Genomic DNA, 18,864 nt, shown 5'->3' with positions numbered 1-18,864 from the left:
TCCTGGCTTGCCGGCAGCCGCCGCCTGCACCGGCGCTACGAACGGAAACCCGAGCACTTCCTCGCGTTCACAGCCATCGCCACCAGCCTCATCAACTACCGACGACTCACCAAATGAAACGACGTCTAACCGGGGCAACACCTGAAAGGCACCGGCGTCCACGCGAAACCGGGCCGGCGTCCAGGTCACGGCGACCCGGGTGCCGCGCACGGTGGTCATTCCGGACGCTCACTCATTCAGCCGACGGGTGGAATCACCGTAAGGCAATTTCCGGCACTTACTCTGCGAAAACCCCCGTCGGTGCCCACTCCATCGGAGACCGAAATGCCTGACCAGCAGAATGCGAAGGAAGTCCCCCGGCGTCAATTCGTCGCGCTGTCCGGTGCCCTCGGTGCCGCGACGGTCCTGACGGGCGCGGCCGCGACGGTCGGCGCACCCGCTGCGGCGGCGAGCGGTGTCGACGCTGGTCCGGCCCCCGACTCGTGCCCCACCACGCCTCCCCCGGGCGGCACCAGCTCATGCCCGCCCACCAGCCTCCAGGGCATCTGCGGCAGGCCCACCGACAACGACCCGCTGTGGCACGACGTCCAGTACTGCACCAGCGGGATCGTCCCCCCGCCGCCGCAGACAAAGCCGGACTGCCTGAAGATGACCCCGAATTACGTCGTGCTGCACGGAAAGCCGGAGACGACGCACAACTATCTCCTGCTGCCGTCGTGCCGCGTCACGGGCATCGAATGTCCGTTTCTCGTGACCAGCGGGCCGCCGAACTACTGGCACGAGGCGTGGGAGAACGCCCGCGGCGGCGGCGACGTCCCCGTGCAGTACCCGAACATCGGCCTGGGCATCAACTCGCAGAGCGCCCGCCGCTACAACCAGCTCCACATCCACATGGCCGGCGTCCGGGCGAGCACGCAGCGGCGCCTCCAGGAACTGGAATCGCAGGGCCGCATGGCCACGTCCCCCGCACAGTGGGCCAACCCGGCCAACCAGGCCGCGGTCACGGGCTCCGCGGGCGACCGCGTGTACCGCGTCCTCCGGCTCCCCAACCTCCGGGACAACCTCTTCAACCTGCTCTACACGAACGTCGTCCGCCCCAACTCGCTGAACATGGCCGACCAGACGATGATCGTGGTCCCGAAGACGACCGCCGCCGGGTTCGCCGGTGCCTTCTACGTCCTCAACAGCGACACGTCGATCCACGACGGCACGAGCACATGCGACTACCTGCTCGTGTACAGCTGACACCCATGTGCATGGGCGACCACTACGGGTCGTCCAGCACCTCGCCGGCCCGCTCCTCCAGCACGCCCGCCAGGGCCGATGCGACGAGGGCGACCGTGCGGTCCTCGTCGCGGGCGAGTTGGCGCAGGATCTCCAGCGGGGTGGTTCCCTCCAGTTCGACGAGCGCCTGGATCAGACGGATTCGGGTCGCGGAGTCGGCGGTGGGGGCGGCCAGCTGTTCGGCCAGGAGGCCCGTGATGCGAGTCGCGGAGGTGGGGTCCCGGGAGAGGGTGCCCAGGGCTTCGGCCGCGTCCACGTCGTTGGTTCCTTCCACGACCATGCGGACGAGCGTCGGCACGGCCGCCGGCACTCCGTGTCCGCCCAGCGCGAGGGCGGCCTGTCGGCGGACGAGGGCATCCGGGTCCTCCAGCCGGTCCGTGAGCACCCGAATCGCGCCCGGCACCTCGGCCATCCCGGCGATCGCCAGTACCGCGCGCCGCCGGATGTCGACGTCCTCGGAACACGCGGCGGCCGCCAGCGCCGTCACGCCGTCGTCGCCGGTCCGGGCCAGGGCCCAGCGCAGCGCGCCCGCGACATGGGGGTCCGACTCGGTGAGTACCGCCCCGGCCAACAGCTCCGCCGGAACCGGCACGCCCTCCGGCCGGGTGAGGACGGCCTGCTGTCTGCGGGCGGCGCTGGTCGAGTCGAGTTCCCGCATGAGTTCGACGACGCGGAGGACGTCCTGCCAGCCGGTGGGCGCGGAGGCATTGATCACCCGAAGCCGTTCGAGCAGTTCCCGCTCGCGCGCCAGGCGGTCCTCCGTCCACTGGATGAGGTCGCCGACCAGGGCGGACGGCGTGAAGGCCGGGTCCTCCAGCGCGCGCCCGATCTGCTTGAGCGACAGCCCGAGAGACCGCAGGCTCTCGACATGGAAGATCCTTCGGACATCGTCGGCCGAGTACTCGCGATACCCGCCGACGGTCCGCCCGGTCGGCCGCACCAGACCCAGGGCGTCATAGTGCCGCAGCATCCGCGCGCTCACCCCGGACCGCCGAGCCACCTCCCCGATGAGCAACGTACGCCCTCCTATGCCTCGGCCACCCTGCGCTCCGGACCGAGCACGACCGTACGCTTCGCTTCCTCGACCGCCGCGTCGAAACCGGCCTCCGGGTTCTGCCTCAGCACCTCGGTGGCCCGTGCGTGCGCCGCGACGACCGGGTCCGGGTGCTCGGCGGCCTCCGCCAGCGCGGGCCGGCTCTCCTCGCCGAGGTCGACGAGTGCCCGGCTCAGGCTCAACCGCATGTCACGATCACCACGCCCGAGCTGTCGGACCAGCTCGTCGGCCAAGGTCCGCTCCTCCCCGTCGGGCACGAGCACGACGGCCACCCGCCAAGCGGTCCGCGCCACTTCGTCGTCGGCGTCGCGCAGGAGGTCACGGGTGATCCAGCCCCACGTGCTCTTGTCGTCGACCTTGGAGAGCGTGTGCAACGCCTGGCTACGGGCCTGACCGCACTCGGAGCCCAGTTCCTTGTGGAGCCGAGGCAAGGTGATGTCGGACGGCAGACGCGTCAACGCCCAGGAAAGCATGTCTCGCACGAAGAAGTCGGGCTCGACGGCACAGCGCTCGACGAGCGTCTCCAGGAAGACGGGATCGGCACGCGAACCGACCGCCATGGCCGCCTGAAGCCGAACGGATGTGTCCTCGGCACCCATGGCCTTGACCAAATGAGTGTGCTGAGCGGTCATGTCGATGGGGACCACCTCCAGCACCCCAGTGGAAACCCTCCCACTGTGTCAGGGTCAAGCCGGGCGTGCTCCGGGCAGCGCACGGGTCGGTACACGCGGCGCAGCGGCGCTGGAGCCGCACGTCCGCGGGGGCGGCGCCCCGGTGGACGCCGCCCCCGTACCGGACCGGTCGGGTCAGACCCGGTCGACCACGATGAGCAGGTACTGGAAGCTGCCGTTGCGGTAGGCGTCCAGGAAGGCGTCCTCGATCCCCGTGACCAGGTGGTCCGCCTCCTTGCGCAGTTCCCAGTAGGGGATGGTCGCCGCGGTGAGGTCCTCGACGTGGACCGGCACAAGGCGGTTGCGGGCCATCGCCTTGAAGTACTCCGAGCGCGGATGGATGTCGCAGATGTAGTGCGCGTTGATCAGTGACACCTCGCGCGAGGCCTGCCCGTAGGTGTTGTTGTAGCAGCCGGTGATCGTCACATACCGTCCGCCGCGGCGCAGCAGCCGGGCGTGCTCGGCGAAGAGCAGGTCCAGCTCGACGTACATCGTGGACTCGTTGTTCCACGACGCCGCGTACGCGCCCGTCTCGAAGCCGGTGTCGAGCATGTTGCGGTGGTGGTAGCGCACCTTGGCGTCGATGCCCCGGGCGCGGGCCTGCTCGTTGGCGAAGTCGCACTGCTTGGCGGAGATGGTGACGCCGTCGGCGTGGCAGCCGTAGCGCAGATGTGCCGTGACGCTGCCGCCGCCGCGCCCGCAGCCCGCGTCGAAGACCCGGTCGGCCGGGGAGAGCGGCCCGAGGTGCGCGGCGAGCAGCTCGGCCTGGGCGTGCTCCAGGCGGTGCAACTCGGCGGTGATCCGCTCCCTGCGCCGGCCCGGGTCGGGCTCGTCGAGGACCGACAGGTCGGCGGCACCGATGCCGTAGTGGTGGTGGTAGAGGTCGTCCACCTTTCCGAGTTCGAGGTTGACCGGGTTCTCCTCGGCGTTCCAGTACTCCGCGACTCGGTGCTGGTACGTGGACTGCGCCGGCACGGCGACGGCCGGTGCGGTCGGGGCGGGGACGGTCGTCAAGGGTGACTCCTTGGTGCACAGGTGACGGTGTTCAGGGACAGCGGTGACGGTTGCCCTTGAGGGGCCGTCACCAGTAGTCCGGCAGGTGGTAGCGATGGGTGTTGGTGGCATGCCACTCGTGGTTGCCGGACACCCAGGCGGCGAGACCCTGGACGTAGCGCTCCACGAGGGGCGAGCCGGCGGAGAGGAGCGCCGACTCCTCCTCGAAGGCCGCCATGATCCGGTTGTGGATCTCGACGGACTTCAGATAGGCGGCCTTCAGTCCGCGCCGGTCGTTGGCCGCGACCACCTGGGGCAGATTGAGATGGTCGGGGTCGCCGGCCAGCTCCTTGGTGAAGGAGTACAGGTCGTTGACGATCGTCGTGGCGTTGCAGGCCAGGGCGGTGACCCGCTGGATCTCGGGACGGGCGTAGATCTGCTCGGGCAGTTCGTAGCCGTCCACCGCGTCGACGATCGACAGACAGGGGCGGAAGTTGTTGAACTGCCGCATCACGAGGTACTCCCAGACCTGGGGCACGTACCGGGTCTCGGCCCAGGCGGCCTCCGCGAGGTAACCCATGTGCAGCCGGGCGATGTCGTGCACGAACCGGTCCGTCTGGCTGGAGGTGGCGAAGCCGGCGTAGTCGGCGAGGGCGAAGTGGTACGAGCGCAGGGGGCCGTCGGCCCGCATGCCCGCACGCCACTCCTCTTCCAGTTCCGGGACGCCGTGGTAGGGGTCGATCGCCGACTGGGCCATGATCAGCCGGGCCCCGAGCCCGCGCCGCGCGCCGCCGCGGCCCTCGTCCTCCTCGCAGTAGCAGGAGTCGACGACGTTCTCCGCGGGCAGCAGCTTTCCCGCGACCGTCAGCCGGTCCAGGTCCAGGGCGCCCGGATGCTGGAGCGCGACGGCCCGCCCGAACTGGAAGCCCGAGAAGTCGCCCTTCCAGGCTTCGGGGAACAGGTCCAGGCCGCGCGCCCAGGTCTCCAGCCGGCGGTCGATCTCGGCCGCCTTGACCGGGTCGGCGGGTGCGGCCGGGCGGTGGTGCAGTCCGGGGACCACCCCTGTGCGCCGCTCCCGGCGCAGGCTCCGGGCGATGTCGGGCGGGCCGGGCAGCGCGTAGGAGTCGGTGGATGTGCTCATGGCGTGCTCCAGACCGTCACTCGGCCGTCCGGCCGATCTGTACGTTCTCCAGGACTCCCGCCGCGTCGGGGACGAGGATGGCGAGCGAGTAGTAGGCCGTGACGAGGTAGTTGACGATCGCGGCGCGGTCGATCCCCATGAAGCGCACGTTCAGACCCGGCTGGTACTCCTCGGGGATGCCGGTCTGGTACAGGCCGATGACCCCTTGGTTGGCCTCACCGGTGCGCAGCGCGATGATGCTGCTGGTGTGGTCCTCGGCGACGGGGATCTTGCCGCACGGGAGGATGGGCACACCGCGCCAGGCCGGCACCTCGCGCCCGTCGACGTTCGCCGTGCCCGGCACCAGCCCGCGCCGGTTGCACTGCCGGAAGAACGCCGCGATCGCCTTCGGATGCGCGAGGAACACCTTGGTGCTGCGACGCATCGTCAGCAGCTCGTCCAGGTCGTCCGGCGTCGGCGCGCCGCTGTGGGTGCTGATCCGCTGGCCGTAGTCGATGTTGTGGAGCAGCCCGAACTCGCGGTTGTTGACCAGCTCCCACTCCTGCCGTTCGCGGATCTCCTCCACGGTCAGCCGCAACTGCTCCGCGGTCTGGTCCATCGGCTCGTTGTAGAGGTCGGCGACGCGGGTGTGGACCCGCAGTACGGTCTGGGTGAGCGACAACTCGTATTCACGGGGCGCGAGTTCGTAGTCCACGAAGCCGCCTCGCAGCGTCTCCTCGCCCACGTGACCGGCCTGGACGGGCACCTCGGCCTCGCCCTTGCGGTTCATGGGCCTGGCCTCCCGCTCGGCGTACGCCCGCAGATGGCTGTCGAGGGACGGCACCCGGTCGGTCAGCTCCCGCACGGCCGCCCAGGGCAGCACCAGTACGACGCCGGCGGTCTCCGCCCGGACCGAGGTCGGCCACAGCGGGTCGGACTGCCCGACCGCCTCGTCCCCCAGCTGCCCGCCGTCGGTGACGACCCCGAGGATCTCCTCCTCCCCGTACTTGCCCGCCGTGTACCGCGTGAAGCGGCCGTGCACCACCAGGTACACCTCGGTGACCGGCTGCCCGGCCTCGAACAGCACCTGTCCGGGCCGCACCTCCCGCGGCCGGAAACGGGAGGCCAGCTCCCGCAGTACGTCGAGGTCCGGGTAACCGCGCAGGACCGGCAGCTCGGTCAGCGTCTGCGGGACGACCCGGATGTCGTCCGCGCCGTTCTGCGCGAAGTGCACGCGCCCCCGGCCGGTGCGCAGTTGGAGGCGTCGGTTGACCCGGTAGGTACCGCCCCGCACGTCCACCCACGGCAGCGACTTCAGCAGCCACCGCGAGGAGATGCCCTGCATCTGCGGTCGCGACTTGGTGGTGGTGGCGAGCTGGCGGGCCGCCCGGGTGCCCAGGCTGGTGGCCGGCCTGCCGGCCGGGGGGCCGGGTTCGGGCCCGTCGACGGCGGAAGCGGTGACGATGTCCGGTGTGGACACTTTCCTCCCATCACAGAGGTGAGCAGGTGGCGGCGAACGGCTGTGGCGGACGGTGGCGGATGACGGCGCCGGAGAACACTGCGGGCGACGGTGAACGGATCGGCCGGTGGTGCTCCGGATACCGGTGTGCTGTGCCAAGCGAACCAGCGCGCGTGATCTACGGATACAGCGCGCAGGGGGCGGATTCGATCTTGGCGTTGCGCAAACCTGCTGTTGGAAGCACTCGGGGTAGCGCCAGTGATCACGCGCCGGTCTTCCGCCGCGGAGCGTGGAGGGGGCGTCGTGGCGGGGGCCTTCATCGGCAAGGGCGAGCGCGCGGGCTCGTTGGCGACGCTGCGTCTGCTCCCTGCCAGCCCGAGCGTCACGACCCGCTGAGCCGGGTCAAGGCTCGGTCCCCAACTGGCCCCCCGACAACGGACGGGGGCCGGTTGCGGATTTCTCCGTACCCGGCCCTCACCAGCGACTTCGTAAAGCCGGGACGACAGGATTTGAACCTGCGACCCCTTGACCCCCAGTAGACGACCGTCAGACGACGCAGCCCCGGCTCGGTGGAGTTCACCGACCGGGGCTTCGCCGCGCCTTGGGGCGGTCAGTTCTGCTCGTGGTCCTCGGCCTCTCCGCCGACGGCGGGCGGCCCGGGTTCAGCAGGGGCCGTACTGATCCGCAGGCATCCGTCCGTACCGAACAGCTCGATCAACTGCGACAGATGGGCGCGCGCCGCGCTGCGGGCGGGGGCCTCTCCCGTGGTCACCCGCGCCCCTCCAGGTCTGCCCACACGATCTTGCCCCAGCGCCGTTCGTCGGTGCCCCAGTCGGCGGCCAGCGCCGCCACGAGACGCAGACCACGCCCGCCCTCGTTGTTTTCGTCGGCTTCTTGCTGCACCGGCCGCGCCCGGGAGAGATCGGCGACGCCGACACGCACCCGCGCGGCGTCGGGGCGATCGATGACAACCCGGATGGACTCCCGCCGGGCGTGCTGCACGGCGTTGGCCACCAACTCGGAGACGATCAGCGCCCCGTCCTCGGCCAATGCGTCCAGCCCCCAGACGGCACAGGCAGCACGAAGCAGGCGCCGCGCGGTGGCTGCGCTCTCGGGCTGCCTCGGCAGGGTCTCGCTGTACCCGGGGTGCCCGGTCTGGCGGGCGCGGGTTGTAGGTTGCGGCATGTCGGTCTGCTTCCTTCAGATCGGCCAGCCCCGGGGCCGGTCGCACGGCCGCCGGGGCGCTGTCCGCTCATGTAAGCGACATGCCTGGAACGCTGACAGGGGCGCAACGTCCCACTTTCACCACGCTATTCGCAGATCCCCAGGAACTCCGCCAACGATCGCAGGCCGGGAGGGTGATTGGGGAGCGCCCACAGGTCGCGCACGATCGCCACGGCCAAGGTGTGGTGCTGCATCCACGTCGGCGCCACACGACGCAGGGACTCCAGGGTCTTCACCGCTCCGGCCGCATCCCCAGTGTCCGTGTGTGCTCGGGCCACGTCCAGCAGCAGCCAGGTGCGCCACGACGGAGGCGTGTCCTTGCTGAGCCGCATCCCCTTTGCCAGAGCCAGGGCCTCTTGCGGGTGCCCGTACTGCACGGCGAGCCGGACGCGTTCGATGCGGACCGACGACGGGCTGAAGACGCTGACCATGCGGTTGTCTCCGCCGTCCGGCAACTTCGAGACGCGGGCGGCTTCCTTCTCGGCCGTCTCCATCATCGCGGCTGCGCGCTCGTAGTCGCCGCTGCGCGCGGCGGATGTGGCGGCGCTCATGGTCAGCGCACCCCACACCCTCAGACCATCGGCCGTATCCGTATGGCCCGCGTTCGCCATGTCGGCGGCGGCCCGGAGGGCGATACCCAACGCGTCTTCCAGACGGCCTTGCCGCTGGTACGTCCACGCCGTGGAGTTGACGATCATTGGCAGTAGCAGCGGATCGGAAGACTGTCCGGCAGCGTCTATGGCGCGTTCGAGGCTGATCAGAGCGAGGTCTGTCTTGCCCATCCGTACGGCTACGTGCCCGGCGAGCTGAAGTGCCTTCCCCAGAGCGGCGAAACCGGCCCTGCGCGCGTCGTCGCTGCCGAATGCGGTGGCGGAGCGCGCATCCGAGATCAGGTCCGGCAGCGCCTTCATCACCGGGTCGAACTCGGCAGAGTGGTACTGCGTCCAGCCGTCCGCGATCTCCTCACGCAGGCTGTTCATGGAGAAGTCGGGCCCGGGCGGCTCGGGCGCCGGTCCCCAAAGCGCGGGCATGATGGCACGGCGCACCGCCACGAAGCGGGGACCGTCGTTCTCCCCGGAGGTGGACACGGCAGGCGGGTCCCCGAGAAGCGTGGTCAGCTCCACACCGAGACCATTCGCCAGGGCGTGCAGCGTGGGCAGACGCGCCGAATGCTTCCGGCCCTGTTCGAGCTGACGGATCACGTCAACGGATACGCCGGAGCGCTCGGCCAGCTCTTCTTGGGTGAGGGAGGCCAGACGGCGCAGGCGGCGCAGAGTCTTCCCCAGGTCTTCGTTCGCCACGCTGCCACGGTACGCCCGCCGTGCGCAGGACAGGGTGCTGATGGCGCCACCGTTCGCGCGCTAGGCAGGGCCGTCCGCGTAGAGCCCTCGGAGATGGCGGCTCAGCCGGTCCTGAAGCGCATCGAGCGCCGCCCGTGCTGCTGCCGCATTCCGGTGCGTCAGCAGCCACTCCAGCACACTGGCGGCAAGTTCGCGGTCTTGAAGCCGGGCGGTGTGGGCAGGGAGATGCAGCGCGGATTCCGTTGCCGCTGCCCGGAATTGCTCACTCGTCCTGGCCACGGGCGGCAGCTCGTCGGCGGCCATCCGCTGTGAAGCCGCCCCGGCGGACGGCGCCTCCGCCCGAGGTGGGCGAGCCCCGACGGTCGGCAGTGGCGTGCGCCGCGGCGCATAGCCTCGGGGCCAGTACCGCGCGCAGCGCCGGGGTCAGGCTGTGACGGATCTCGGACGGGGTGAGGGCGGCGGGGGTGGGGAGGGGGTTGAGGTAGCGGGTGTAGATGAGGCCGCCGAGGATCGTCACTACGGCCGTGGCGCGGGCGGTCGCGTCCCGGCCGCCGAGAAATTCAACAAGCCGGGCCAGCAGCTCGCGTTCCAGGTATTCGCGGATCACCTCGGCGGCTTCGTCGCCCTGGGTGGTGAGCTGCTGGAAGTCGGCGTCCTCCCACAGGCCGGTCACCGCGTCGATCAGGCGGTCGGGGAGGGTGGCCGGATCGCCGCCGAGGACCTCGTCCCTCGCCAGCGCATTGGCGCACTGGAACTGCATCACGTCCGCGAACAGGCCCTTTTTCGAGCCGAAGTGGTACACGATCAGCGCCGGGTCGACTCCGACGGCCCCCGCCACCGCGCGCAGGGTGGTGCTCCGGTAGCCGTGCTCCAGGAACAGCGAACGGGCCGCCGAGACGATCGACTCACGGGTCGGCGGGTTGCCGCGGGGGCGGCCTCGGGTGCGGGCGGGGGCAGGTAAGGCGTTATTCATCAGCATTGAGCCTGCGTTGAGTGAGCAGCACAGTCAAGGGCGTTCCCGCTACCCCACGAAGGGATGACCCGACACCGTGCGTATCGCAGTCTTCGGCGCCAACGGACCGACCGGCCGCCGCCTCATCGAACAGGCCCTTGCCGCCGGCCACGAGGTCGTCGCCGTGACCCGCAGACCCGGCTCCCTGTCCGCGCGGCCCGGCCTTGCCGTGGCCGTCGCCGACGCCACCGACCCGGCGGCTGTCGACGCCGCGATCGACGGCACGGACGCCGTCCTCTCCGCGCTGGGCGCGCGCTTCAGCAAGGGGACCATCACCACGTACTCCGCGAGCGCCACCGTCATCACCGGGGCCATGGCCCGCCACGGCATCAAGCGGCTGCTCGCCGTCAGCTCCAGCGTCGCCGACCCGAACTGGCGCCCTACCGGCGCGCATTTCTTCAACCATGTGCTCGACCCGCTGGTGAACCGACGTCTCGGCCGTACCCTCCACGAGGACATGCGCCGTATGGAGGCCGTGATCCGTCAGACGGGCCTCGACTGGACCTTCGTCCGGCCTTCGGGCCTGTTCGAGCACCCCGTCGTCACGGACTACCACACTGCCGAGACCAGCGCCGACGGCGTCTTCACCGCCCGTGCCGACCTCGCCGCGAGCATGCTGCGCGAAATGACGGAGCGGCGGTACGTCCGTACGGCCATGGGCGTCATCACCACGGCCGTGAAGCCGAACATCGCCAAGCTGGTCTGGAACGAGGGCGTGAAGAAGAAGTGAGCCGCCCCACCTTCCAACTTTCGTCCGTCACACGAGCGTTCCTCACTCTCCCGCACACGGCCACCCTCACCACCCTCCGTCCCGACGGCACTCCGCACGTCACCCCCGTCCGCTTCACCTTCGACGCGGCCACCGGCCTGGTCCGGGTGACCACCCGGGCGGGGTCCCGCAAGGCCCGGAACGTGAAGGCGGCCGGGCCGGCGGCCCGTGTAGCGCTCTGTCAGGCGGAGGGCATCCGCTGGATCACACTCGAAGGCCGGGCCGCCGTCACCCATGCCCCCGCTCATCTGGCCGAGGCGGTCCGCCGCTATACCGTCCGCTACCGCGCGGACCCGCCCACCCCGCTGGACCTGGTGTCGTCGAGATCGCCGTCGACCGCGTCCTGGACCTCAACCTCTGAATCCCCGGTACCGAAAGCGGAGTGACACCGCCATGCCCACCCTCCCCGTCCTCGATTCCACCCTCTACTACCGCGAGTCCGGCGACCCCGACGGGCTGCCCTTCGTCTTCCTTCACGGCAACCCCACCTCCTCCCACCTGTGGCGGAACGTCCTGCCTGGGGTGGCCGCGCCCGGCCGCCGCCTTCTGGCCCCCGACCTCATCGGCATGGGTGACTCGGGCAAGCCCGACCTCGCCTACTCCTTCGACGACCACGCCCGCTACCTCGACGCATGGTTCGACGCCCTCGGCCTTGCCGACGCCGTCCTCGTCGGCCATGACTGGGGCGGCGCGCTCGCTTTCGACCGCGCCGCCCGCCTCCCGGGCACCGTCCGCGGCCTCGCCTTCACGGAGACCATCATCAAGCCGCTGGTCGGCGACGAATTCCCGGAAGCCGGGCGGAAGTTGTTCGCTCTCCTACGCACCCCCGGGGTAGGCGAGGAGATGATCCTGGAGAAGTCGCTGTTCATCGAGGGGCTCCCGGACACACTCGTCACCCCGCTCGACCCTGCCGACCTGGATGTCTACCGCCGCCCCTTCCCGACCCCGCACAGCCGCCGCCCGGTACTGGCGTGGACGCGCATGATGCCGCTGGACGCCGAGCCCGCCGACGTCGTGGCCCGCATCGAGCGGTACGACGCCTGGCTGGCCGCCAGCCCCGAAGTCCCCAAACTGCTCGCCGCGTTCGAGCCGGGACCGGGCTCGATGACCGACCAGGGGACCGTGGCCTGGTGCGAGGAGAACATCGCGTGCCTGGAGGTCTCCCGCCACGGCCTGGCCGGCCACCACTCCCCGGAGGACCGCCCCGAGGAGCTGGCCTCGGCGATCAACGACTGGGCCGACCGTCACGGGCTGGCACGCCCGTAGGCGTCCTCGGTCACGGCGGTGCCGATCCGCGCCGCCCGCGACCTCCTGCCCGACCCCGGCAACCCTCTACAACCACATCCCGTCCCGGACGTGCGCGAACTACGCGCCGGCGTCGCCCTCCCCGCTCGAAGCCTCCACGCAGCGCACCTCGACCGGGTCAAGGTGCGCCACAGCCCCTTCAATACGCACCGGTTCCCAAGCGGTCCCCAGGAATGATCAAGGGGCCGCTTCAGATATCCTCTGAAACAGCCCCTGACCTGCGACTTCGAAAAGTCGGGACGACAGGATTTGAACCTGCGACCCCTTGACCCCCAGTCAAGTGCGCTACCAAGCTGCGCCACGTCCCGAGGTGATCCGGCGGAGTGTTCCGCGTGATCACGCAGGTCAACCCTACCGCACCCGCGCCGGTGCCCGGTCACTTGATGAGGGCGTTGGCGATGACGACGACGAAGCCGAGGAGGGCGTCGGCGAGACCGATGAGGAGGGCGGAGGGCCAGCGGCGGGAGGCCCAGCGGGCGGTGAGGACGCCGAGGGCGAAGAGGATGGCGATGTTGAGGTAGAGGGCGGGGTACTCGACCTCCCCGGGCGGCCACCACCCCCACCCCGCCCCGGCCAGCAGGAACACGGTCGGCAGGACGGCCGCGACGAGCGGCCACTCGTCGCGGAGGGCGCGCAGCACCTCGCCCCGGCGCCGGGGGCCGCGTTCGGCGATGTGGTGGGCGTAGCCGTGGGCGAAGGCGGACGCGAACGCGGTGACCAGCACCCACAGCGCGTCGTAGCGCCGGCTGGCCGCCGAGCTGTGCCCGTGCTGGGTGAGCGCGGCGACCAGGGAGCTGGCCAGGACGGCGCCGTACACCCCGCCGAACAGGACGGATTCGCGGGTGGAGCGCCGCGGCCGGGGTGGGCCGGTCTCCGCGGTCGGGTCAGCAGCCATGCCTCCCACGATCACCCGCTCCCCACGCCCCCGCACGCCGGTGTGCACCGGTCGGGGCTGCGCACCAGGGTTGACACCCGGTATTTGTCCGCACAAAGGTGGGGCCCGGCAGATGTGGATCTGGTCCCGGGAAGGGCTGTCATCGTGGATGCGCTGGGTGTCGCCGTCGTCGGTTTCGGCTGGATGGGCCGGGTGCACACCCGGGCGTACGCCCGCCTCCCGCACCACTACCCCCGGCTCCCCCTGCGCCCCGAGCTGGTGACGGTCGCCGAGGAGGTACCGGGTCTCGCGCAGGAGGCGGCCGCGCAGTACGGCTTCGCCACCGCCACCCGCGACTGGCGCGAGGTCGCCGCCGACCCCCGCGTGCGCGCGGTCAGCATCACCGCGCCCAACTTCCTGCACCGCGAGATCGGCGTGGCGATGGCGGAGGCGGGCAAGCACCTCTGGATCGAGAAGCCGGTCGGGCTGAGCGGGGCGGACGCCCGCGCGGTCGCGGACGCGGTCGCCGCGGCCGGTGTCCAGGCCGCGGTCGGGTTCAACTACCGCAACGCGCCCGCCGTGGAGTCCGCCCGCGAGCTGATCGCCTCCGGCGGGCTCGGCCGGATCACACATGCCCGCATCCGGCTGCTCAGCGACTACGCCGCGCACCCCGATGGCGCCCTGACCTGGCGGTACGAGCGGAGTCGGGGCGGCAGCGGAGTGCTGGGCGACCTGGCCTCGCACGGCGCCGACCTCGCGTACTTCCTGCTCGGGGACATCGCGTCGCTGGCCGCCGACACGGCGGTGTTCGTCCCGGAGCGCTCGCGGCCCACCGGCGCGACCGCCGGGCACACCCTCGCAGCGGGCGGCGAGCGGGGCCCGGTGGAGAACGAGGACTACGTGAGCTGTCTGCTGCGCTTCGCCTCGGGCGCCCGTGGCGTGCTGGAGGCGTGCCGGGTGTCGGTCGGCGAGCAGAACAACTACGGCTTCGAGGCGCACGGCACCGAGGGCGCGGTGTCCTGGGACTTCCGCCGGATGAACGAACTCCGCGTCAGCCGGGGCGGGTTGTACCAGGACCAGCCGGTGAGCACGGTGTACGTCGGCCCGGGCGACGGCGAGTTCGCCGCGTTCCAGCCCGGCGCGGCCAACGCGATGGGGTACGACGACCTCAAGGTCATCGAGGCGTACCGCTTCCTCCGCTCGGTCGCGGAGAACAAGCCGTACGGCGCCACGCTCGCGGACGCGGTGCGTGCGGCCGGTGTGCTGGACGCGATGGCGGTGTCGGCAGAGAGCCGGGGGTGGGTCGATCTGCCGGTGAGCTGAAGCGCGGCCCCTGTCCCAGCACACGCGAGGAGCACTCGAGCACATGCGTATCGGAATTCTCGGCCTCGGCCGCATCGGCGCCTTCCACACGGAAACCCTGTCCGCGCTGGACGCCGTCACCTCCCTCGTCGTCGCCGACCCGGTCGCGGACGCGGCGAAGGCGGCCGCCGAACGGTACGGGGCCCAGGTCGCGGACTCCCCCGAGGCGCTGCTGGCAGGCGGGGTGGACGGCCTGGTGATCGCGGCCGCCACCGACGCCCACCCGGCGCTGATCCGGGCCGGGGTCGCGGCGGGCGTGCCGGTGTTCTGCGAGAAGCCGGTGGCCCGCACCATCGCGGAGGGCGTGGCGGTGCTGGACGGCGTGCGGGAGAGCGGGGTGCCGGTCCAGATCGGCTTCAACCGCCGTTTCGACGCCGGCTTCATGGCCGCCCGCGCCGCCGTCCGCTCCGGCGAGCTGGGCAAACTGCACACGGTGCGCTCCACCACGCTTGACCCGGCGCCGCCGCCCGCCGCGTACGTCGCCGCGTCCGGTGGCATCTTCCGCGACTGCTCCGTGCACGATTTCGACATGATCCGCTGGGTGACCGGCCGCGAGGTGACCGAGGTGTACGCGGTGGGCGGCAACCGGGGGGCCGCGTACATCGGGGAGGCGGGCGACGCCGACACCACGAGCGCGGTCCTCACGCTGGATGACGGCACGATCGCGGTGGTCTCCAACTCCCGCCACAACGCCCGGGGTCACGACGTGCGGATGGAGCTGCTCGGGTTCGCGGACTCCCTCGCGGTGGGTCTGGACGACCGGCTGCCGCTCCGCTCGGCGGAGCCCGGCGTCACCTTCCCCTCGGGCACCCCGCACGACTTCTTCATGGACCGCTTCACCGACGCCTACCGCGCCGAACTCACCGCCTTCACCGAGGTGGTGGCCGGTACCCGGCACTCCCCCTGCACTGTCGAGGAGGCACTGGAGGCGGGCTGGATCGCGGAGGCGTGCACGCTTTCGCTGCGCGAACACCGGCCGGTGACCCTGACGGAGGTCCGCACCGGCTGAGGGCTCAGGCACGGTCTGCGGCGGCGGAGTCGAAGCCTCAGCGGTCGACGGGCGGTATCCGGTCCAGCCCGGATTCGCGCATGATGCGCGTCACCGTGTCCGCCAGGGCACTGCTCGCGTCGATGACGGTCTCGAGTCCGCCGGGGAGCAGGTCCCGTTCGCGGTACCAGTCGCGCAGGTGGTCGTCGGTGACCTGGGCCAGATAGGCCGCGTCGCCCTTCGTCGCGTGCCGGGCGACGGTCTCGGTGAGTGGCACGTCCAGGTAGTAGCAGCGGGACACGCCCCGGTGCTCGCGTACGAGGTCCGTCAGCATCGTGGCGTAGCGGTCGGCGTAGAGGATGCCCTCGACGACCGTGTGGAATCCCGCGTCCAGCGCGTAGCGGGCCGTCAGACCGATCAGGCCGATGTTGGCGGCGCCGGGGCGGTCGTGTTCGCGGAGTACGTCCCGGCGGAGGTTGTCCTGGCCGACGACGGCGAGGTTGCGGCCGAACCGTTGACGGAGCCCGGCCGCGATCGAGGACTTGCCCGAGGCGCTGTTGCCCCGGATGACGATCAGCCGGGTTTCTTCGGTGCCGGCCGTCATGACGAGGCATGCGCGTGCTGGGGCGCGGTCATGTCGAGCAGGAGGAGCGCGTCGTGTTCGGGGGTGCCGGGTTCGGCGGTGTAGACGCCGACGCGCTGGCCGGGGGTGGCTTCGACATGCAGGACCTGGGAGGTGAGGGTGAGAGTGCCGACCTGGGGGTGGTGGAACGTCTTGGTGGCGGGTTTGCGCCGGGTGACCTCGTAGCGCTCCCACAGACCGGCGAACTCCGGGCTCTTGAGAAGGAGTTCACCGACGAGCCGGGTGAGATCGGGGGCGTCCGGGGCGGTTCCGGCGACGGCGCGCAGGCGGGAGACGCAGCCGGCGATCTGCTGCTCCCAGTCGGTGAAGAGGTCGCGGGACGCGGGGTGCAGGAAGAAGTAGCGGGCGAGGTTGCGCTGGGTGGCGGGCCAGTCGGCGATGCCCGCGTAGAGGGCGAGGCCGCCGGGGTTCCAGGCGAGCAGGTCCATGCTGCGGCTGATCACGTAGGCCGGGTACGGGCGCAGCGATTCGAGCAGCAGCTTGAGGTGCGGGCGTACCGTGCGGCTGGGTGCGGGCGGCGGCCCGGGGGTGTAGCGGGCGGCACGGGCGGCGAGTTCGCGCAGGTGGTGGTGCTCCTGGTCGCCCATGCGCAGGGCACGCGCCAGCGAGTCGAGCACGGCGGGGCCGGGCCGGGTCTCCTTGCCGCGTTCCAGGCGTACGTAGTAGTCGATGCTGATGCCGGCGAGCGTGGCGAGCTCCTCGCGGCGCAGGCCGGGGGTACGGCGGATGCCGGGGCCGACGGTGAGGCCGACGTGCTGGGGGCTGGTCCGGGTGCGGCGGGCGCGCAGGAAGCGGCCCAGTTCGGCGCTCTCGCTGTCTGATGCCATTCCCCCAGTCTCCCCCGGCGCGGCGCGTACGAGAGGGGCCCTGTCGTTACCCCCGAAGATCCCGCCCTGCCACCCGGACGGCGACCGGGTGAAGGTGGAGTCCCCCTCCCCAAGGAGCACTCATGCGTGCAGCAGTGATGTACGGAGCCGGAGACGTCCGCGTCGAGGACCGGCCCGACCCGAAGATCGCCGAGCCCACCGACGCCGTGATCCGGACGGTCGCCGCGTGCGTCTGCGGCAGCGACCTGTGGCCCTACGGCTCGATGCCCGCCACCGACAACGGTCGCCCCATGGGCCACGAGTTCCTCGGCGTGGTCGAGGAGACCGGCGCGGAGGTGACCGGGCTGCAGGCGGGCGACCTGGTCGTCGCCCCCTTCACCTATTGCGACAACACCTGCGACTACTGCGCCAGGGGCCTGCACATCGCATGCCGCGCCGGCGGCCGGTACGGTTTCGACGGCGTCGACGGCGGCCAGGGCGAAGCGGTCCGCGTCCCCTACGCGGACGGCACCCTGGTGAAGCTGCCCGTGGCCGCCGACTCCGCCCTGGTGCCCTCGCTGCTGGCCCTCTCGGACGTGATGACCACCGGCCACCACGGCGCGGTCACCGCGGGCGTCGGACGCGGTGACACGGTGCTGGTCATCGGGGACGGCGCGGTCGGGCTCTGCGCGGTGATCGCCGCCAGGCGGCTGGGCGCCGAGCGGATCGTCCTCGCCGGCCGTCACGGACAACGTACGGACCTGGGCAAGGAGTTCGGCGCCACCGACGTCGTCGCCGAGCGCGGCGCGGAGGGTGTCGCCCGCATCCGCGACCTCACCGGCGGAGTCGGCAAGGTGATCGAGGCCGTCGGCACCCGTGAGGCCCTCGACACCGCCCTCGGTACGGTCCTGGACGGCGGCGTGATCAGCCGCCTCGGCGTACCCCAGTACGAGCAAGGGCCCCTCGGACGGACGGAGTTCCGGCGCAACATCACCCTGACCGGCGGAGCGAGCCCCGCCCGCGCCTACATCGAGCACCTGCTGCCCGACGTCCTGGACGGCACGATCGACCCCGGCCGTGTCTTCGACCGCCGGTTCGCCCTTGACCAGGCACCCGACGCCTACCGGGCCATGGCCGAACGCCGGGTCCTCAAGGCGCTCATCCACCCATGAGCCGGCGTCACGGCAGCTCCGCCACGTCCACCCCCCGCACCTGAGCCAGCTCATGCTTGAGCGCCGCGAGTTCCGCGCCGCCCGCCATGTGGTTGGTCAGGTCCTCCAGCGTGATGTCCCCCCGTGCCGCGCTGAGTTCGAGCGTACCGAGGCGCAGGACGCTGAAGTGGTCGCCGACCATGTAGGCGTGGTGGGGGTTGTGGGTGATGAAGATGACCCCGAGACCCCGGTCGCGGGCGGCGGCGATGTACTTGAGGACCACCCCGGACTGCTTGACGCCGAGCGCGGCGGTCGGCTCGTCCAGGATCAGCACGCGGGCGCCGAAGTGGACGGCGCGGGCGATGGCCACGCACTGCCGCTGGCCGCCGGAGAGGGTGCCGATGGGCTGTTCCAGGTCGTCCAGGGCGATGCCCATCTCCCGGAGTTCGCGGTCGGCGGTCTCCTTCATCCGGGCGATGTCCAGTCGGCGCAACGGCCAGGGTCCCTTGGTGAGTTCCGAGCCGAGGAAGAAGTTCCGCCAGACCGGCATCAGCGGGATGGTGGCGAGGTCCTGGTAGACGGCGGCGATTCCCTTGGCGAGGGCGTCGCGCGGGCTGTCGAACCGCACCGGCTCGCCGTCCACCAGGAACTCGCCTTCGGTGTGCCGGTGCAGGCCCGAAATGATTTTGATCAGGGTGGACTTGCCCGCACCGTTGTCGCCGAGCACACAGGTGACCCGGCCCGCGTGCACGGTCAGGTCGACGCCGTGCAGGGCGCGTACATTGCCGTACGACTTGCCCGCGTCACGCAACTCCACCAGCGGGGCGGTGCTCTGGTCGGTCATCTCA

The 18,864-nt window shown here is 71.1% G+C and carries 19 protein-coding genes, 1 tRNA gene and 2 pseudogenes; 8 read left to right on the top strand and 14 right to left on the bottom strand.

Annotation, left to right across the window (positions count from 1 at the left end):
* Both E5082_RS27945 and E5082_RS27940 read left to right on the top strand, forming a co-directional pair.
* Positions 1–117, top strand: a pseudogene (locus tag E5082_RS27945) (IS5/IS1182 family transposase); the annotation flags it as partial.
* A gap of 207 nt (positions 118–324) precedes the next feature.
* Complete coding sequence (locus tag E5082_RS27940) at positions 325–1,245, top strand: CDP-diacylglycerol diphosphatase (RefSeq protein WP_135794023.1); 921 nt, start codon at positions 325–327, stop codon at positions 1,243–1,245.
* A gap of 22 nt (positions 1,246–1,267) precedes the next feature.
* Here the strand turns inward: E5082_RS27940 and E5082_RS27935 are convergent, their stop codons facing one another.
* The 9 genes from E5082_RS27935 to E5082_RS27900 form a co-directional block, all read right to left on the bottom strand.
* Entirely contained in the window at positions 1,268–2,299 is a 1,032-nt protein-coding gene (locus tag E5082_RS27935) for a MerR family transcriptional regulator (RefSeq protein WP_135794022.1), read from the bottom strand.
* 11 nt (positions 2,300–2,310) lie between these two features.
* Positions 2,311–2,970 (bottom strand): HEAT repeat domain-containing protein, encoded by a 660-nt coding sequence (locus E5082_RS27930; protein ID WP_135794021.1) that lies wholly within the window; start codon positions 2,968–2,970, stop codon positions 2,311–2,313.
* Between the two features lie 174 nt (positions 2,971–3,144).
* Complete coding sequence (locus tag E5082_RS27925) at positions 3,145–4,023, bottom strand: geranyl diphosphate 2-C-methyltransferase (protein ID WP_229918973.1); 879 nt, start codon at positions 4,021–4,023, stop codon at positions 3,145–3,147.
* 67 nt (positions 4,024–4,090) lie between these two features.
* A complete protein-coding gene (locus E5082_RS27920) occupies positions 4,091–5,155 on the bottom strand; it encodes a family 2 encapsulin nanocompartment cargo protein terpene cyclase (protein ID WP_268255645.1) in 1,065 nt (354 codons plus the stop codon).
* Between the two features lie 4 nt (positions 5,156–5,159).
* On the bottom strand, positions 5,160–6,602 hold the full coding sequence (locus E5082_RS27915) for a family 2B encapsulin nanocompartment shell protein (RefSeq protein WP_373310111.1): 1,443 nt from the start codon (positions 6,600–6,602) through the stop codon (positions 5,160–5,162).
* Positions 6,603–7,191: 589 nt separating this feature from the next.
* Positions 7,192–7,353 carry a hypothetical protein gene (locus tag E5082_RS32505; protein WP_167514159.1) on the bottom strand — a complete coding sequence of 54 codons (162 nt, stop codon included), beginning with the start codon at positions 7,351–7,353 and terminating at the stop codon, positions 7,192–7,194.
* Positions 7,350–7,766 carry an ATP-binding protein gene (locus E5082_RS27910; protein WP_135794018.1) on the bottom strand — a complete coding sequence of 139 codons (417 nt, stop codon included), beginning with the start codon at positions 7,764–7,766 and terminating at the stop codon, positions 7,350–7,352. The genes E5082_RS32505 and E5082_RS27910 overlap by 4 nt, the downstream gene beginning before the upstream one ends.
* Before the next feature lie 125 nt (positions 7,767–7,891).
* Positions 7,892–9,106 (bottom strand): helix-turn-helix domain-containing protein, encoded by a 1,215-nt coding sequence (locus E5082_RS27905; RefSeq protein ID WP_135794017.1) that lies wholly within the window; start codon positions 9,104–9,106, stop codon positions 7,892–7,894.
* 262 nt (positions 9,107–9,368) lie between these two features.
* Positions 9,369–10,079, bottom strand: coding sequence for a TetR/AcrR family transcriptional regulator (locus tag E5082_RS27900; protein ID WP_135794016.1), 711 nt, complete (start codon positions 10,077–10,079; stop codon positions 9,369–9,371).
* 76 nt (positions 10,080–10,155) lie between these two features.
* On the opposite strand from E5082_RS27900, the gene E5082_RS27895 reads away from it, so the two are divergent.
* The 3 genes and pseudogenes from E5082_RS27895 to E5082_RS27885 all read left to right on the top strand — a co-directional run bounded on the left by E5082_RS27895 (position 10,156) and on the right by E5082_RS27885 (position 12,153).
* The gene (locus tag E5082_RS27895) at positions 10,156–10,848 is read left to right on the top strand and encodes an NAD(P)-dependent oxidoreductase (RefSeq protein ID WP_135794015.1); all 693 of its coding nucleotides are present in this window, start codon (positions 10,156–10,158) and stop codon (positions 10,846–10,848) included.
* Positions 10,845–11,248, top strand: a pseudogene (locus E5082_RS27890) (pyridoxamine 5'-phosphate oxidase family protein). Before E5082_RS27895 ends, E5082_RS27890 begins: the two are co-directional and overlap by 4 nt.
* 32 nt (positions 11,249–11,280) lie before the next feature.
* Positions 11,281–12,153 carry a haloalkane dehalogenase gene (locus tag E5082_RS27885; RefSeq protein ID WP_135794014.1) on the top strand — a complete coding sequence of 291 codons (873 nt, stop codon included), beginning with the start codon at positions 11,281–11,283 and terminating at the stop codon, positions 12,151–12,153.
* A gap of 273 nt (positions 12,154–12,426) precedes the next feature.
* Here the strand turns inward: E5082_RS27885 and E5082_RS27880 are convergent.
* A tRNA-Pro gene (locus tag E5082_RS27880) sits at positions 12,427–12,500 on the bottom strand.
* A 68-nt stretch (positions 12,501–12,568) separates the two neighbouring features.
* A complete protein-coding gene (locus tag E5082_RS27875; protein WP_135794013.1) occupies positions 12,569–13,087 on the bottom strand; it encodes a hypothetical protein in 519 nt (172 codons plus the stop codon).
* Positions 13,088–13,228: 141 nt separating this feature from the next.
* Here E5082_RS27875 and E5082_RS27870 point away from each other — a divergent pair, with 141 nt between their 5' ends.
* Both E5082_RS27870 and E5082_RS27865 read left to right on the top strand, forming a co-directional pair.
* On the top strand, positions 13,229–14,389 hold the full coding sequence (locus tag E5082_RS27870) for a Gfo/Idh/MocA family protein (RefSeq protein WP_135794039.1): 1,161 nt from the start codon (positions 13,229–13,231) through the stop codon (positions 14,387–14,389).
* A gap of 43 nt (positions 14,390–14,432) precedes the next feature.
* Positions 14,433–15,437: a Gfo/Idh/MocA family protein gene (locus E5082_RS27865; RefSeq protein WP_135794012.1), complete on the top strand. Its 1,005-nt coding sequence runs from the start codon at positions 14,433–14,435 to the stop codon at positions 15,435–15,437.
* Positions 15,438–15,474: 37 nt separating this feature from the next.
* On the opposite strand, the gene E5082_RS27860 is transcribed toward E5082_RS27865, so the two are convergent.
* The gene (locus E5082_RS27860; protein ID WP_135794011.1) at positions 15,475–16,020 is read right to left on the bottom strand and encodes an AAA family ATPase; all 546 of its coding nucleotides are present in this window, start codon (positions 16,018–16,020) and stop codon (positions 15,475–15,477) included.
* Positions 16,017–16,886, bottom strand: a complete 870-nt coding sequence (locus E5082_RS27855; protein WP_135794010.1) for a helix-turn-helix transcriptional regulator — start codon at positions 16,884–16,886, stop codon at positions 16,017–16,019. The genes E5082_RS27860 and E5082_RS27855 overlap by 4 nt, the downstream gene beginning before the upstream one ends.
* 122 nt (positions 16,887–17,008) lie before the next feature.
* Between E5082_RS27855 and E5082_RS27850 the strand changes: the two genes are divergently transcribed.
* A complete protein-coding gene (locus tag E5082_RS27850; RefSeq protein ID WP_190045397.1) occupies positions 17,009–18,037 on the top strand; it encodes an alcohol dehydrogenase catalytic domain-containing protein in 1,029 nt (342 codons plus the stop codon).
* Between the two features lie 7 nt (positions 18,038–18,044).
* On the opposite strand, the gene E5082_RS27845 is transcribed toward E5082_RS27850, so the two are convergent.
* Positions 18,045–18,860 carry an ATP-binding cassette domain-containing protein gene (locus E5082_RS27845; protein WP_229918974.1) on the bottom strand — a complete coding sequence of 272 codons (816 nt, stop codon included), beginning with the start codon at positions 18,858–18,860 and terminating at the stop codon, positions 18,045–18,047.
* Positions 18,861–18,864 lie beyond the last annotated feature (4 nt).

It is taken from the genome of Streptomyces griseoluteus (genome assembly GCF_004784465.1).
Taxonomy (GTDB): Bacteria; Actinomycetota; Actinomycetes; order Streptomycetales; family Streptomycetaceae; genus Streptomyces; species Streptomyces griseoluteus.
This window is presented reverse-complemented; position numbering and strand designations above follow the sequence as displayed.

Bases quoted from the DNA above. Each gene is read 5' to 3' on its own strand.
- E5082_RS27850 (WP_190045397.1), top strand. From the start codon at position 17,009: ATGCGTGCAGCAGTGATGTACGGAGCCGGAGACGTCCGCGTCGAGGAC.
- E5082_RS27910 (WP_135794018.1), bottom strand. From the start codon at position 7,766: ATGCCGCAACCTACAACCCGCGCCCGCCAGACCGGGCACCCCGGGTAC.
- E5082_RS27885 (WP_135794014.1), top strand. From the start codon at position 11,281: ATGCCCACCCTCCCCGTCCTCGATTCCACCCTCTACTACCGCGAGTCC.
- E5082_RS27940 (WP_135794023.1), top strand. From the start codon at position 325: ATGCCTGACCAGCAGAATGCGAAGGAAGTCCCCCGGCGTCAATTCGTC.
- E5082_RS27875 (WP_135794013.1), bottom strand. From the start codon at position 13,087: ATGGCTGCTGACCCGACCGCGGAGACCGGCCCACCCCGGCCGCGGCGC.
- E5082_RS27900 (WP_135794016.1), bottom strand. From the start codon at position 10,079: ATGAATAACGCCTTACCTGCCCCCGCCCGCACCCGAGGCCGCCCCCGC.
- E5082_RS27845 (WP_229918974.1), bottom strand. From the start codon at position 18,860: ATGACCGACCAGAGCACCGCCCCGCTGGTGGAGTTGCGTGACGCGGGC.
- E5082_RS27860 (WP_135794011.1), bottom strand. From the start codon at position 16,020: ATGACGGCCGGCACCGAAGAAACCCGGCTGATCGTCATCCGGGGCAAC.
- E5082_RS27855 (WP_135794010.1), bottom strand. From the start codon at position 16,886: ATGGCATCAGACAGCGAGAGCGCCGAACTGGGCCGCTTCCTGCGCGCC.
- E5082_RS27865 (WP_135794012.1), top strand. From the start codon at position 14,433: ATGCGTATCGGAATTCTCGGCCTCGGCCGCATCGGCGCCTTCCACACG.
- E5082_RS27930 (WP_135794021.1), bottom strand. From the start codon at position 2,970: ATGACCGCTCAGCACACTCATTTGGTCAAGGCCATGGGTGCCGAGGAC.